The sequence below is a fragment of the Rhodococcus wratislaviensis genome, from assembly GCF_900455735.1.
In the GTDB taxonomy this organism is placed as follows: domain Bacteria; phylum Actinomycetota; class Actinomycetes; order Mycobacteriales; family Mycobacteriaceae; genus Rhodococcus_F; species Rhodococcus_F wratislaviensis.
Genome location: NZ_UAUI01000027.1, coordinates 174,115 through 187,745, shown reverse-complemented (window position 1 = coordinate 187,745; position 13,631 = coordinate 174,115). Strand labels below are relative to the sequence as shown.

Sequence of the window (13,631 nt, the reverse complement as noted above, 5' to 3'; positions counted from 1 at the left end):
TCCCCGAGCGCGCGGCCGTTCCGCGCTCTTTCGCCGCCTACCGCGGCGACTCGGACGTGCTTGTCCCCTTCGAATCGACCTGGGAGCGGCGCAGGATCGCCTCGGCGTGACGCAGAACCGGCGCGTCCACCATCTTTCCCTCGAACGCGAAGACTCCTCGCTCGTCGGCGACGGCGGCGAGAACCCGCGTCGCCCAGTCGACGTCCTCGTCCGACGGTGCGTACGCCTTCCGGATCACCGCGATCTGGCTGGGATGGATGCCGACCTTGATGTCGAATCCGACGGCGACAGCGTCGACTGCCTCGGCGCGCAGCCCGTCGAGGTCCTTGATGTCGAGATAGACGGAATCCAGGGCGAGCCGCTGGTACGCCTTGGCGGCCAGCAGTGTCGACGACCGCACGTGAGTGGCGACGTCACGGTAGCTGCCGTCCCCGCGGCGACTGGAGTTGCCGCCCATCGCCGCCACGAGATCTTCGGCGCCCCACATCACGCCGATCGTGCTCGCCGCCAGCGCGATCTCGCTCACCGCGAGCGCACCGAGCGGCGACTCGACGAGGGCGATCACCTCACGCGGCGCCAGCGACAGCACCTGGCCGGCGGACTCGCACTTGGCCAGCATCAGCCTCGTGTAACGGGTGCCGTCGAGTGCCAGCAGGTCGCGCTCGTGGTCCTCGGTTCCGACCGGATTGACCCGCACCACCGTGCGATCCGGATCCAACGGGGTGTCGATCAGGGCGACTCGCGCCGCTTCCTTGTCCGCGGGTGCCACCCCGTCCTCGAGGTCGAGAATCACGACGTCGGCCGCCGCCGCCGCTTTCGCATACCGTTCGGGCCGGTCGGCCGGGCAGAACAGCCAGGCGGGCCCCGGCAGTTCCCAGCTCATGACGGCTTCTTCTGGACGAGGGTCTTGCGGACCGCGATCGCCACCACGTCACCGTTCTGGTTGCGGCCGGTGTGCTCGAGGGTGACGATGCCCTCGCCGGGCCTGCTCTTCGATTCGCGCTTGTCCGCGATCTTCGTCTCCGCGTAGAGCGTGTCGCCGTGGAACAGCGGCTTCGGGAAACTGATCTCCGAGAACCCCAGGTTCGCGACGATGGTCCCCTGCGTCAGTTGTGCCACCGACAACCCGACCAGCGTCGAGAGGGTGAACATCGAGTTGACGAGGCGCTCACCGAACTGGGTGTTCTCGCTGTATGCGGCGTCCAGGTGCAGGGCCTGGGTGTTCATCGTCTGCGTCGTGAAGAGGACGTTGTCGGCCTCGGTGACGGTCCGGCCGGGACGGTGCTCGTACACCGCCCCCAGTTCGAATTCCTCGAACCACAGGCCCCGCTGAACGATTCGCTTCGGTTCGGTCGTGGCGGTCACAGGCCGGCCTCCCGCGCGATCAGCATCAGCTGCACCTCGGTGGTGCCCTCGCCGATCTCCAGGATCTTGCTGTCACGGTAGTGCCGGGCCACGGTGTACTCGTTCATGAATCCGTAGCCGCCGTGGATCTGGGTGGCGTCCCGGGCGTTGTCCATCGCGGCCTCGGAGGCGACGAGCTTGGCGATGGCAGCCTGCTTCTTGAACGGCTTGCCGGACAGCATCCGGGCGGCGGCGTCGTAGTACGCGGTGCGGGCGGTGTGGGCGCGCGCCTCCATGCGGGCGATCTTGAACGCGATGGCCTGGTTGTGTCCGATGGGCCGTCCGAACGCCTCACGTTCCTTGGCGTACTTGACCGACTCGTCGACGCATCCCTGGGCGGCGCCGACGCTGAGCGCGGCGATGGCGATGCGGCCCTCGTCGAGGATCCGCAGGAAGTTCGCGTACCCGCGGCCACGCTCGCCGAGCAGATTCTCCTCGGGAACGCGCACGTCCGAGAACGTGAGGGGGTGGGTGTCGGAGGCGTTCCAGCCGACCTTGTTGTACGCCGGCTCGGCGGTGAAGCCCGGCGTCGACGTCGGCACGAGGATGGTGGAGATCTCCTTCTTGCCGTCCTTCGTACCGGTCACCGCGGTGACCGTGACGAGCTTGGTGATGTCGGTGCCGGAGTTGGTGATGAACTGCTTGTTGCCGTTGATGATCCATTCACCGCTGTCGAACTTCGCGGTGGTCTTCGTCCCGCCGGCATCGCTTCCGGCACCCGGCTCGGTGAGCCCGAACGCGGCCAGGCTCTTGCCGCTCGTCAGCTGCGGCAGCCACTCCTGCTTCTGCTCCTCGTTGCCGAACCGGTAGATCGGCATCGCGCCCAGCGACACGCCTGCTTCCAGGGTGATCGCGACACTCTGGTCGACCTTGCCCAGTTCTTCGAGCGCCAGGCACAGGGCGAAGTAGTCGCCACCCATTCCGCCGTACTCCTCGGGGAACGGCAGACCGAACAGGCCCATGTCGGCCATCCCCGACACCACCTCGTACGGGAACGTGTGGTTGGCGTCGTGTTCCGCCGCGACCGGTGCCACCACATTCTTGGCGAAGTCGGCGACGGTCTTCGCCAACTGCTGGTACTCGTCGGGAAGCTGGCCGGTGGCAAGGAATTCGGTCATGACGCGTCTTCTTTCGTGTCGGTGGTGTCGGTGTGCGGGGTGACTCGTGCGAGCAGCTGGTCGACCATCACCTGGTCACCGGGTGCGACGAGGATGTCGACGACGCCGTCGACGGGGGCGGTGAGCGAGTGCTCCATCTTCATCGCCTCGACCACGACGAGTGTCTGACCTGCGGTGACGTGGGCACCTGCCTCGGCGCCGACGGCGATGACGGATCCGGGCATGGGGCTGGTGATCTCGGCCTCGCCGGCGTGGACGTCGCCGGTGCGGACACTGAGTTCACGGAGCTCACGCAGCATCGTCGTGCCGTCGGAACCGGCGAGCCAGATGTGCCCGTCGGTCTGGGCGACGCGGTAGGTTTCGCGCCTGCCGTCGATCACCACGGAGAGGGTGGTGCCGTCGAGCGCCGCGGTCAGGGACAGGGTGTCGCCGTCCTCGACCTGTGCGGTGGCCTCGGCCGGGCTGCCGGTGATCCGCACGTGGTCGGTGCGGGTGGCAGAGGACAACCGGATGCTGGTGGGCGCGGGAACCCCGACCCGCCAGCCGCTGGGAACGTCCCACGGATCGGCCTGTGCCCGCTCGGGCCAACGCTGCAACCAGCGGAAAGCAGCAGCGGCGATCAGGGCGGCATCGGTGGCCTCCGCCGCGACGAAGTCCTCGAGCCGTCGGTCGAGCAGACCGGTGTCGAGGTTGCCGGCCACCACGTCGCGATCGGCGAGCAGGAAGCGCGCGAACTCGATGTTGGTGACCACTCCCAGCACACCGGTGCCGGCCAGCGCCCGGTCCAGTTTCCGCAGCGCGCCGGCGCGGTCGTCGGCGTGGGCGATGACCTTCGCCAGCATCGGGTCGTAATCGCTGCCGACGACCGTGCCGGGCTGCAGCCCGGAGTCGACGCGGACACCGGGGCCGGCGGGTTCGACCACGTCGGCCACGAGTCCGCCGGTGGGGAGGAATCCGCGACTCGGGTCCTCGGCGTAGACGCGGGCTTCGATGGCGTGACCGGTGAGGGTGATGTCGTCCTGGGTGAAGCCGAGAGGCTCACCGGCGGCCACTCGCACCTGCCATTCGACGAGGTCCAGGCCCGTCACGAGTTCGGTGACCGGGTGCTCGACCTGCAGCCGGGTGTTCATCTCCATGAAGAAGAACTCGTCGGGCTTGTCGGCGGAGACGATGAACTCGACCGTTCCCGCTCCCGAGTAGTCGACGCTGCGTGCCGTGTTGCAGGCGGCCTCGCCGATCCGGGCGCGTGTCGCCTCGTCCAGCAGCGGCGACGGCGCTTCCTCGATGACCTTCTGGTGGCGACGCTGCAGACTGCATTCACGCTCACCGAGGTGGACGACGTTCCCGTGCCCGTCCGCGAGGATCTGCACCTCGATGTGCCGGGGCCGCAACACGAATCGCTCGAGGAAGAGCGTGTCGTCGCCGAACGCCGACGCCGCCTCACGGCGCGCGCTGCGCAGTGCCTCGGCGAGTGCGCCCGGCTCCTCGACCAGTCGCATGCCCTTGCCGCCGCCACCTGCCGACGGCTTGACCAGGACCGGGTATCCGATGTCCTCGGCGGCCGCGATCAGTTCGTCGTCGGACAGTCCGGGACGGGCGATGCCGGGTACGACGGGCACGTCGAATTTCGCCACCGCGTTCTTGGCGGTGATCTTGTCGCCCATCACCTCGATGGCGTGAGCGGACGGGCCGAGGAACGCGATCCCCGCGTCCGCACAGGCCCCGGCGAACTTCGAGTTCTCCGACAGGAACCCGTAACCGGGATGGATGGCCTGCGCGCCGGTGGCCTGCGCCGCCGCGATCACCTTCTCGATGACGAGGTAACTCTCCCGCGCCGCGGCCGGACCGAGCAGCACCGCGGTGTCGGCCTCACGGACGTGCCGCGCGTCCCGATCCGCCTCGCTGAACACGGCGACGGACCGGATTCCCATGGCCCGCAGGGTGCGGATCACGCGCACCGCGATCTCGCCGCGGTTGGCTACCAGAACGGTATCTATCCGAGTCATTTCAGTCATTCCACTCACATCCGGAAAACGCCGTAGGAGACCGGTTCGACCGGTGCGTTCGCACACACCGAGAGCGCCAGTCCGAGAACAGTTCTGGTATCGGCGGGGTCGATGATGCCGTCGTCCCACAGCCTGGCCGTCGAGTAGTACGGATTGCCCTGCGCCTCGTACTGCTCGCGGATCGGCGCCTTGAACGCCTCTTCGTCCTCGGCCGACCACGGGTTGCCCGCACTGTCGAGTTGCTCGCTGCGCACCGTCGAGAGCACCGACGCCGCCTGCTCGCCGCCCATCACGGAGATCCGGGCGTTCGGCCACATCCACAGGAACCGCGGCGAGTACGCCCGCCCGCACATCGAGTAGTTGCCCGCACCGTAGGAGCCGCCGATCACGACGGTCAGCTTGGGGACCCGGGCGCACGCCACCGCGGTCACCATCTTGGCGCCGTGCTTGGCGATGCCGCCCGCCTCGTAGTCGCGACCGACCATGAAGCCGGCGATGTTCTGCAGGAACAGAAGCGGAATCTTGCGCTTGTCGCACAGTTCGATGAAGTGCGCGCCCTTCATCGCGGACTCGGCGAACAGCACGCCGTTGTTGGCGACGATGCCGACCGGGTGGCCCTCGATGTGCGCGAAACCGGTGACCAGGGTCTTGCCGTACTCCGCCTTGAACTCCTGGAACTCGGCGCCATCCACGATGCGGTCGATGACCTCGTGGACGTCGTACGGGGTGCGCGGGTCGGTGGGGACCACGTCGTAGAGGTCGGTCTGCGGCGCCGACGCGGGGACGGCGCTGATCACGTCCCACGGACGCTCGGCGCGCGGGCCGAGGGTCGCGACGATGTTCCGCACGATCCGCAGCGCGTCCTGGTCGTCTTCCGCGAGGTGGTCGGTGACACCGGAGACCTTCGAGTGCAGGTCGCCGCCGCCGAGTTCCTCCGCCGTCACGACCTCACCGGTGGCTGCCTTCACCAGCGGCGGGCCGCCCAGGAAGATGGTGCCCTGGTTGCGGACGATGACGGCCTCGTCGCTCATCGCGGGCACGTAGGCGCCGCCGGCGGTGCAGGAGCCGAGGACCGCCGCGATCTGCGGGATGCCCTGCGCGCTCATCGTGGCCTGGTTGTAGAAGATGCGGCCGAAGTGCTCCCGGTCCGGGAACACCTCGTCCTGCCTTGGCAGGAACGCGCCGCCGGAGTCGACGAGGTAGATGCAGGGCAGCTGGTTCTGCAGCGCGATCTCCTGCGCCCGCAGGTGCTTCTTCACCGTCATCGGGTAGTAGGTGCCGCCCTTGACGGTCGCGTCGTTGGCGACGATCACGCATTCCCGGCCGGACACCCGGCCGATGCCGGCGATGACACCCGCTCCGGGGCTTTCGTCGTCGTACAGTCCGTTCGCCGCGAGCGGGGAGATCTCGAGGAACGGGCTTCCGGGGTCGAGCAGGGTGTCCACTCGATCGCGCGGCAGGAGCTTGCCTCGGCTGACGTGCCGCTCGCGCGACTTCTCGCTGCCGCCGAGCGAGGCCACGGCCAGCCTCGACTTCAGCTCGTCCACCAGTTTCGTGTGCTCTGCCCGGTAGCCCTCCCGTGCAGTGGTTCCGCTCAGTGCCATCCTGCCGCCTTCTCGTCTTGACGCCCGTGCCGAGTGAGTTAATACTCGATAACTGAAACTAAGATAACTGTGATTAACTGAGTTGTCCAGACCACATCCGAGAAAGAGCAAGGCGATGACCACAGACGTCGACGGCACCGAAGCGCCGATCACGCGCCGGGAGCAGATGAAGGCGGATCGTCGCCGCCAGCTGCTCGACGCCGCCGCCCGCCTCATCGCCGAACGGGGCTTCCTCGGCGTCCGCCTCGAGGACCTCGGTTCCGCAGCAGGAATCAGCGGCCCCGCCGTGTACCGGCACTTCCCCAACAAGGACGCCGTCCTCGTCGAACTGCTCGTCGGGATCAGCACGCGACTGCTGGAGGGCGGGTCACTCGTCGTCGCGGAGGCCCCCACACCGGACGTGGCCCTGGAGGGTCTCATCGACTTCCATCTGGACTTCGCGCTCGGCGAACCCGACCTCATTCGCATCCAGGACCGGGATCTGGAGAGCCTGCCCGCCGAGGCCCGCCGAGAGGTCCGGCAGACGCAGCGGCGCTACGTCGAGATCTGGGTGAAGATACTGCTGCAGGTGGACACGTCACTCGACGAGACGGATGCCCGCACCAAGGCGCACGCCACGTTCGGGCTCATCAACTCGACCCCGCACAGCGCCGATCCCACCACCCCCTCGCGCACCCGGAAAGTACTGCGCGACATGACGCTTCTCTGCCTGCGCCCGTGAGCGGCGAAGCCGCAAAAAGGCCCCGCCCGGACGACCGGACGGGACCTTTCTCGTGGCGGTGCGATGCGGCGTCTACACCCTGTTCTTGCTCGTCATCGAGGTGTATCCGAGGGTCAGCACGGCCGCTACGGCGATGCTGATGATCCACCGGATCCAGTCGATCCCGCCGGTGTCCCCCTTGTCGAGGAGCCCCTCCCACACCCAGTACCCGATCAGCGCACCGATGATGCCGAGGACGACGGTGATGACCCACCCCATCGCCTGCTTTCCCGGAATCACGAGACGCGCCAGAACGCCGATGACCGCACCGAAGATGATGGTGCCGATGATGTTGCCGACCATGGCCCTTGTCCTCTCAACACGCAATTCATGGTGCGAGCGGAAGGTCACCGCTCATTTCGAACATAACCACCTGGACACCCGTTCGACAGGGCTTCGGCAAATCGTTGCCAAAAGGTTCACGCGGCGTACCGCTGTGCACCCCCTCGGTTCAGCGAATGCCCTGCCGCCGCAGGGCCACGGACACCGCTGCGGCCCGGGTGTCGACACCGAGCTTCGCGTAGATGTGGGCGAGATGGGTCTTCACGGTCGCCTCGCTGATGAACAGGACTTTGCCGAGCTGTTTGTTGGTCATGCCCTTGGCCAGCAGGGTCAGCAGTTCGGCCTCCCGCGGCGTGAGGGCCTCCTCGGGGCGCTGCATCTGCTGGAGTAGTCGCGACGCGACGGGCGGCGACAGCACACTCTGGCCGGCGGCCGCGCCGCGCACGGCGGCGAAGATCTCCGGGGGTGTCGAATCCTTCAGGAGGTATCCGATGGCACCGGCATCGATGGCGCGCACCACGTCGGCGTCCGTGTCGTACGTCGTGAACACCAGCACCGGAAGGTCCCGATCGACCTGCCGGATGCGGCGAATGGCCTCCACCCCGTCGATGCCTGCTCCGAGGGCGAGATCCATCGTCACGAGTTGCGGCCGGAATGTGCTCACGGCGGCGACGGCGTCCTCCCCCGTGCCCGCCTCGGCGATCACCTCGATGTCCGGCTGCGAGTCGAGAAGCGCTCGCAGTCCGGCGCGAACGACCACGTGGTCGTCGACCAGCAGCACGGTCACGGTCGTCATGCCGCGGTTCCTCTCGCGCACGGTATCTGGGCGGCCACCACGGTGCCCTCGCCCGGTGCGCTCTCGACGGTGAACGTGCCGCCCAGTTGTTCGACGCGACTGCGCATCGCGCGCAGGCCGTATCCGCCGCGCGCCGAGGGAGATCCGGCGGGCGCAGGGTCGAAACCGGTGCCGTCGTCGAAGATGTCGAGCGCGACGGCGTCCGGTAGGTACGTCAACGTGACACCCACGGTCTCGGCGTGGGCGTGCCGGGCGATGTTGGACACCGCGCTCTGAGTGATCCGCAGCAGCGCGTGCGTCACCTCCGCCGGAATCGCGATCGGAGTACCCACGATCCGGAGCTCTGCCCGCGGGTGGTGGGTACGCGCGGCGGCGAGCAGTGCCGCATCGATCGGCTGGGATTCCAGGTTGGGCGCCGCGAGATGGTGCACGAGACTGCGTGTTTCCGCCAGGTTCTCGCGCAACGTCCCGGTCGCCACCCGGACGTCCTCGCGTGCCCGTGCCTCCGTCCGCGGATCTGCCTGCGCCCAGATCTGCTCGGCCGCCTCGAGCCGAAGCAGGCTGCTGGTCAGTCCCTGCGTCACGGTGTCGTGGATCTCGCGGGCCAGTCGTTCGCGTTCGGCGAGCACCCCCGCCTCCCGCTCGGTCTCCGCGAGCCGGGACCGGGTCTCCGCCACCTGGCGGAGCAGCCGCACCCGCTCCCGGCCGTCCCGCTCGATCTGGCTGTACGCCATGACGATCAGCGCTCCGGTGCACAGCGGTCCCACCAGCACGGCCCACTCGCTGCGCCCGGAGAAGGTGAAGAACGCCAGCGACGTGAGGACGGCGAGAACCCCGACGACCGGGTACGCGATCCGGCTCGGGTACGCCCTCGTGCACAGGAAGAACATGGGAAACGCGCACCAGGCGAAACTCGGCGCGAGCCAGACGAGCACCGCCCACGTCGTCAGGACCGGCCACACCCACGGTTCCCACGCGCCTTCCCGCCGTGCGACCACGGCGGTGAACGTGTACAGCGCGGCAAGCGCGGCAATCAACGCGACCACCACGACGAACTGCCCGCTCACTCCGTGGTACGTCAGGTACCGCGCCGTCGACGTCGCGAGGAGGACGTAGAACGACACATGTATGGCGGTAGCGAGCGGGCCGCGCAGACCCGCGCCGCCCGACCTGTCCGCTGCGTCCACGGGTGTCGTCACGTCGAGTAATCCTACGGATCCGCCGTGGGTCGCGGATCCACCGTTCGGATGATCTGCCGGGGCCGGACGGATGAGTTCGGGAGCGCCGTCGGCCCGATGCGGTCACCGGCACCGCCGGGCCAGGCTGGTCAGGTCAGCTCGCCACTTCCCGAAAGGCCTTCCGATGCGCACCTTCCACCGCCTGCCCCGCATTCTGGCGATCGCCGTCCCGCTCGCCGCGATCGTCGCCACCTCGGCGTGCGGCACGTCCGCGACCGACGAGGCGAGTCCGACGTCCACTCCGGTCGCGACCGCCGCCGCGCCCGCCCCGATCGACGGTGCTGACGGCGTGGTCGGCCAGAACCGTCTCGGAATCGGCACTGCGCAGGCCGCCGCGCAGGCGGCGCTCGCGAAGTGCCAGGCCGACGGACTCGGCTTCGTCACCGTGTCGGTGGTCGATCGCGCCGGCAACGTGCAGGCCATGCTGCGCGGGGACAATGCCGCTCAGCACACCGTCGAGGCGGCCCGCCAGAAGGCGTACACCGCTGCCGCGTTCGGCGCGAACACCAGCGATCTGAGCGAACGGGCCAAGGGTGACGGCGCGACGGTCGCCGACCTGCCCGGCACGTTGTTCCTCGCCGGAGGGGTGAGCGTGAAGTCGGCCGGCGGGTCGATCGCGGGTATCGGCGTGGGTGGCGCCCCCGACGGAATGCGGGATCAGGCCTGCGCGGCCGCCGGTCTCGACGCGATCGCCGGGTCGCTGGGTTGAAGAGCCGCCCCCGTGTCGACGCCCGAACTGGAACGCGCGCTGTTCGACGCCGTCGCCCGTGACGACGTCGCCACCGCGCGGGCACTGATCGACGCCGGAGCAGATGTCAACGCGAAGAACGCCCGCGAGGACTCGGCGTTCCTGTACGCAGGCGCGGAGGGATTGACCGAGATTCTCGCGCTCACCCTCGACCGGGGCGCCGACGTCACCAGCACCAACCGGTTCGGCGGAACCGCGCTGATCCCGGCAGCCGAGCACGGCCACGTCGACACCGTGCGGATGCTGATCGAGGCGGGCGTGCCGGTAGACCACGTCAACGAGCCGGGCTGGACTGCCCTGCTCGAGGCCGTGGTCTACGGCGACGGATCCGACCAGTATCAGGACGTCGTCCGCCTCCTGCTCGACGCGGGCGCCGATCGGTCCATCGAGGACGCGGACGGCCGGACGGCCCTGCAGCATGCCGAGCGGCGCGGGCAGGTCGCCGTGGCGACGTTGCTGCGGACCAGGTGACGAGGCGGGTCAGGTGCGCCCGATCAGGTCGAGAGACTGCTCGCGCATCTCGACCTTGCGCACCTTGCCCGTCACCGTCATCGGGAACTCGTCGACGACATGCACGTACTTCGGGATCTTGTAGTGGGCGAGCTTGCCGGTGCAGAATTCGCGCACCTTCGCCGCGTCCAGGGGTTCGGCACCGTCCTTCATCCGCACCCACACCATCAGTTCCTCCCCGTACTTCGCGTCCGGCACCCCGATGACCTGGGCGTCGAGGATGTCCGGATGCGTGTACAGGAACTCCTCGATCTCGCGGGGATAGACGTTCTCGCCCCCGCGGATGACCATGTCCTTGATCCGACCGGTGATCGCGACGTAGCCGTCGGAATCCATCACACCGATATCGCCGGTGTGCATCCACCGGCCGGCATCGATCGCTTCCGCGGTCTTCTCCGGGTTGTTCCAGTACCCGAGCATCACCGAGTACCCCCGGGTGCACAGTTCGCCCGGCGTGCCCCGCGGAACGGTCAACCCCGTTGCCGGATCGACGATCTTGATTTCGAGATGCGGACCGACGCGGCCGACCGTCGACACGCGCTGATCGATCGTGTCGTCCGACCGGGTCTGCAACGACACCGGCGACGTCTCGGTCATGCCGTAACAGATGGAAACCTCGGCCATCCCCATCTGTTCGATGACCTGCTTCATCACCTCCACCGGGCAGGGCGATCCGGCCATGATCCCGGTCCGCAGGCTCGACAGGTCGAACGAGGCGAAGTCCGGTTCGGCGAGTTCGGCGATGAACATCGTCGGCACCCCGTACAACGACGTGCACTTCTCCGCCTCGACGGCCTGCAGCGTCGCTTTCGGATCGAAGGACGGCCCCGGAATGACCATCGTCGCGCCGTGACTCGTGCACGCCAGGTTGCCCATCACCATCCCGAAGCAGTGGTAGAACGGCACCGGGATGCAGACGCGGTCGTTCTCCGTGTAGTGGCACAACTCGCCGACGAAGTACCCGTTGTTCAGGATGTTGTGGTGACTGAGCGTCGCACCCTTGGGGAATCCGGTTGTCCCCGAAGTGTATTGGATATTGATCGGGTCGTCCGAGGACAGGGCCGCCTGCGCGGCCGGCAGCCGAGCCGGATCGGCGGCGTGTGCGGCCATGCCGTCCGACGCCAGTCGACTCCACTCGGCACTGCCGAGGAGCACCACCATCTCGAGGTCCGGGCACTGCGGCCGGACCTCCTCGATCATGGCCGCATAGTCGGACGACTTGAACTCGGGCGCCGACACCAGCAGACGGATACCGGCCTGATCGAGCACGTACTTCAACTCGTGCGCCCGATAGGCGGGGTTGATGTTGACGAGCACGGCGCCGATCTTGGCCGTCGCGAACTGGATCAGCGTCCACTCCGGGCAGTTCGGCGCCCAGATCCCCACCCGGTCGCCCTTCCCGATACCCCGCTTCAGCAACCCCGCCGCCACGGCGTCGACGTCACGCCTCAGCTCGGCATACGTCCACCGCCGCCCCGAGGGCCGGTCGACCAGGGCGTCACGATCGGCGTGGGCAGCCACGGTCCGGTCGAAGTTGTCTCCGATGGTGTCACCGAGCATCGGGGCGTCCCACACGCCGTTGGTGTAGCTGGGAAGCGGGGTTGTCATCACTCTTCCTCTCCAGGAGCCCGTTCGGGCACCTACGGGACGGGCGGACCCGAAGGCCCTTCCGCGGTCGAACTTACTCTTGGTTGATGTGATCCAGGGCATACTGCACGGCGAGGGGCGCCGGTATCTGTGCGAAGTCCGGACACCCCTCGCCGGCCCTGTCAGAGTGCGTCGTCTTTCGTTTCCACCAGGGCCTTCGTGCACAGCAGGCTGAACACGCCGAGGACGGCAAGCATCACGCCGATCGCGACGCTGCCGTACGCGGACGCCAGGGGTGCGGCGATCAACGGCGGCACGGCGCCGCCGAGCACGCCGGCGAGGTTGTAGCCGAGACCGGCGCCGGTGTAGCGGTAGCGCGTCTGGAACATTTCCGGAAGCAGAGCGCCGCAGGGCCCGTATGCGATTCCGAAGATCGCGAGTGTGACCATCACGCCTATCGTGAACGCGACGGGTGAACCGGTGTCGAGCAACGGGAAGAGCGCGAGCGCCCACACGACGGCCAGCCCGCAGGAGATCATGATGACCCGTCGACGCCCGATCCGGTCCGAGTACAGCGCGGAGACGACGATCGTGAATCCGAAGACCACGGCCGAGGCGATCCCGACCGTCAGCACGAACGGGCGGCTGAACCCGAGGGTCTTGGTGCCGTAGCTGGTGAGAAACGCTGTGCCCATGTAGAAGAACGCGAACAGGGTGGCGAGCGCGCCGGCCGAGAGGAGGATCTCCTTGGTCTGGTACCGCCAGGCGTCCATCAGCGGGAGGGTCCGCGGGGCGGCGTCGGCGCGGTCGGCCTGCTGGGCCGCGCGGAACACCGGCGTCTCCTCGATCGCCAGGCGCATGTAGAGGCCGATTCCGACCAGGACGGCACTGAACAGGAAGGGAATCCGCCACCCGTATTCGAGGAAGACCTCGTTGGTGTCGCCGAGGAGGGTGCCGGTGACGAGGAACGTGGCGCTGGAGAGGATGAAAGCCACGGCGGGGCCGAGTTGCGGGAACATCGCGTAGAGGCCGCGCTTGCCCGGGGGTGCGTACTCCGCCGTCAGCAGCGTGGCGCCTGCCCATTCGCCACCGACGGCGAATCCCTGACCGAAACGCAGCAGCACCAGCAGGATCGGTGCCGCGACCCCGATCGTCGCGGCACCGGGCAGCAGGCCGATCAGGAACGTCGAGACACCCATCAGGATGAGCGTGGAGATCAGAGTCTTCTTACGTCCGATCCGGTCACCGTAGTGGCCGAACAGCATGGCACCCACGGGCCTGGCGACGAACGCGACGGCGAAGGTCGCGAAGGAGGCGACGGTGCCGGCGGTGGAGCCGAGGGCGGGAAAGAACACCGTGGGGAACACCAGGGCTGCGGCAGTGCCGTAGATGAAGAAGTCGTAGAACTCGATGGTCGTGCCGATGCCACTGGCGATGGCCACCTTGCGGACGCTGGTACCGCCCTGGCGCACCGGTGTGGGGGCGTGGGGGGCGCCCGCACCCGAGTTGGAGACTGTGGTCACTCGATTCCTCCGTGGTCCGTGGGGAACACCCTGGTGGGCGTATCCCGGATGAGAG

At 68.1% G+C, this 13,631-nt stretch carries 13 protein-coding genes; 3 read left to right on the top strand and 10 right to left on the bottom strand.

The window, feature by feature from the left end; genetic code table 11:
* Positions 1 to 37: 37 nt before the first annotated feature.
* Genes DTA22_RS32805 through DTA22_RS32785 form a run of 5 tightly spaced genes read right to left on the bottom strand, consistent with a single transcriptional unit; the run spans position 38 to position 6,132 of the window.
* A complete protein-coding gene (locus DTA22_RS32805; protein ID WP_112302197.1) occupies positions 38 to 883 on the bottom strand; it encodes an HpcH/HpaI aldolase/citrate lyase family protein in 846 nt (281 codons plus the stop codon).
* Positions 880 to 1,365 (bottom strand): MaoC family dehydratase, encoded by a 486-nt coding sequence (locus DTA22_RS32800; RefSeq protein ID WP_005239560.1) that lies wholly within the window; start codon positions 1,363 to 1,365, stop codon positions 880 to 882. The genes DTA22_RS32805 and DTA22_RS32800 overlap by 4 nt, the downstream gene beginning before the upstream one ends.
* On the bottom strand, positions 1,362 to 2,522 hold the full coding sequence (locus tag DTA22_RS32795) for an acyl-CoA dehydrogenase family protein (protein ID WP_005253824.1): 1,161 nt from the start codon (positions 2,520 to 2,522) through the stop codon (positions 1,362 to 1,364). Before DTA22_RS32795 ends, DTA22_RS32800 begins: the two co-directional genes overlap by 4 nt.
* The gene (locus DTA22_RS32790) at positions 2,519 to 4,528 is read right to left on the bottom strand and encodes an acetyl/propionyl/methylcrotonyl-CoA carboxylase subunit alpha (RefSeq protein WP_112302196.1); all 2,010 of its coding nucleotides are present in this window, start codon (positions 4,526 to 4,528) and stop codon (positions 2,519 to 2,521) included. The genes DTA22_RS32795 and DTA22_RS32790 overlap by 4 nt, the downstream gene beginning before the upstream one ends.
* Positions 4,529 to 4,542: 14 nt before the next feature.
* A complete protein-coding gene (locus tag DTA22_RS32785) occupies positions 4,543 to 6,132 on the bottom strand; it encodes a carboxyl transferase domain-containing protein (protein WP_037244611.1) in 1,590 nt (529 codons plus the stop codon).
* Positions 6,133 to 6,247: 115 nt separating this feature from the next.
* Here DTA22_RS32785 and DTA22_RS32780 point away from each other — a divergent pair, with 115 nt between their 5' ends.
* Entirely contained in the window at positions 6,248 to 6,853 is a 606-nt protein-coding gene (locus DTA22_RS32780) for an SACE_7040 family transcriptional regulator (protein WP_037244608.1), read from the top strand.
* A gap of 72 nt (positions 6,854 to 6,925) precedes the next feature.
* On the opposite strand, the gene DTA22_RS32775 is transcribed toward DTA22_RS32780, so the two are convergent.
* The 3 genes from DTA22_RS32775 to DTA22_RS32765 all read right to left on the bottom strand — a co-directional run bounded on the left by DTA22_RS32775 (position 6,926) and on the right by DTA22_RS32765 (position 9,169).
* Positions 6,926 to 7,195 carry a GlsB/YeaQ/YmgE family stress response membrane protein gene (locus tag DTA22_RS32775; protein ID WP_005239513.1) on the bottom strand — a complete coding sequence of 90 codons (270 nt, stop codon included), beginning with the start codon at positions 7,193 to 7,195 and terminating at the stop codon, positions 6,926 to 6,928.
* Positions 7,196 to 7,343: 148 nt separating this feature from the next.
* On the bottom strand, positions 7,344 to 7,970 hold the full coding sequence (locus DTA22_RS32770) for a response regulator (protein WP_037244606.1): 627 nt from the start codon (positions 7,968 to 7,970) through the stop codon (positions 7,344 to 7,346).
* Positions 7,967 to 9,169, bottom strand: coding sequence for a sensor histidine kinase (locus DTA22_RS32765; protein WP_112302195.1), 1,203 nt, complete (start codon positions 9,167 to 9,169; stop codon positions 7,967 to 7,969). Before DTA22_RS32765 ends, DTA22_RS32770 begins: the two co-directional genes overlap by 4 nt.
* A gap of 163 nt (positions 9,170 to 9,332) precedes the next feature.
* On the opposite strand from DTA22_RS32765, the gene DTA22_RS32760 reads away from it, so the two are divergent.
* Entirely contained in the window at positions 9,333 to 9,917 is a 585-nt protein-coding gene (locus tag DTA22_RS32760) for a GlcG/HbpS family heme-binding protein (RefSeq protein ID WP_037244599.1), read from the top strand.
* Positions 9,918 to 9,929: 12 nt separating this feature from the next.
* Positions 9,930 to 10,427: an ankyrin repeat domain-containing protein gene (locus DTA22_RS32755; RefSeq protein WP_112302194.1), complete on the top strand. Its 498-nt coding sequence runs from the start codon at positions 9,930 to 9,932 to the stop codon at positions 10,425 to 10,427.
* A 9-nt stretch (positions 10,428 to 10,436) separates the two neighbouring features.
* Here the strand turns inward: DTA22_RS32755 and DTA22_RS32750 are convergent, their stop codons facing one another.
* Both DTA22_RS32750 and DTA22_RS32745 read right to left on the bottom strand, forming a co-directional pair.
* The gene (locus DTA22_RS32750) at positions 10,437 to 12,074 is read right to left on the bottom strand and encodes an AMP-binding protein (RefSeq protein WP_037244592.1); all 1,638 of its coding nucleotides are present in this window, start codon (positions 12,072 to 12,074) and stop codon (positions 10,437 to 10,439) included.
* A 161-nt stretch (positions 12,075 to 12,235) separates the two neighbouring features.
* On the bottom strand, positions 12,236 to 13,576 hold the full coding sequence (locus DTA22_RS32745) for an MFS transporter (RefSeq protein ID WP_370180607.1): 1,341 nt from the start codon (positions 13,574 to 13,576) through the stop codon (positions 12,236 to 12,238).
* Between the last annotated feature and the right edge of the window lie 55 nt (positions 13,577 to 13,631).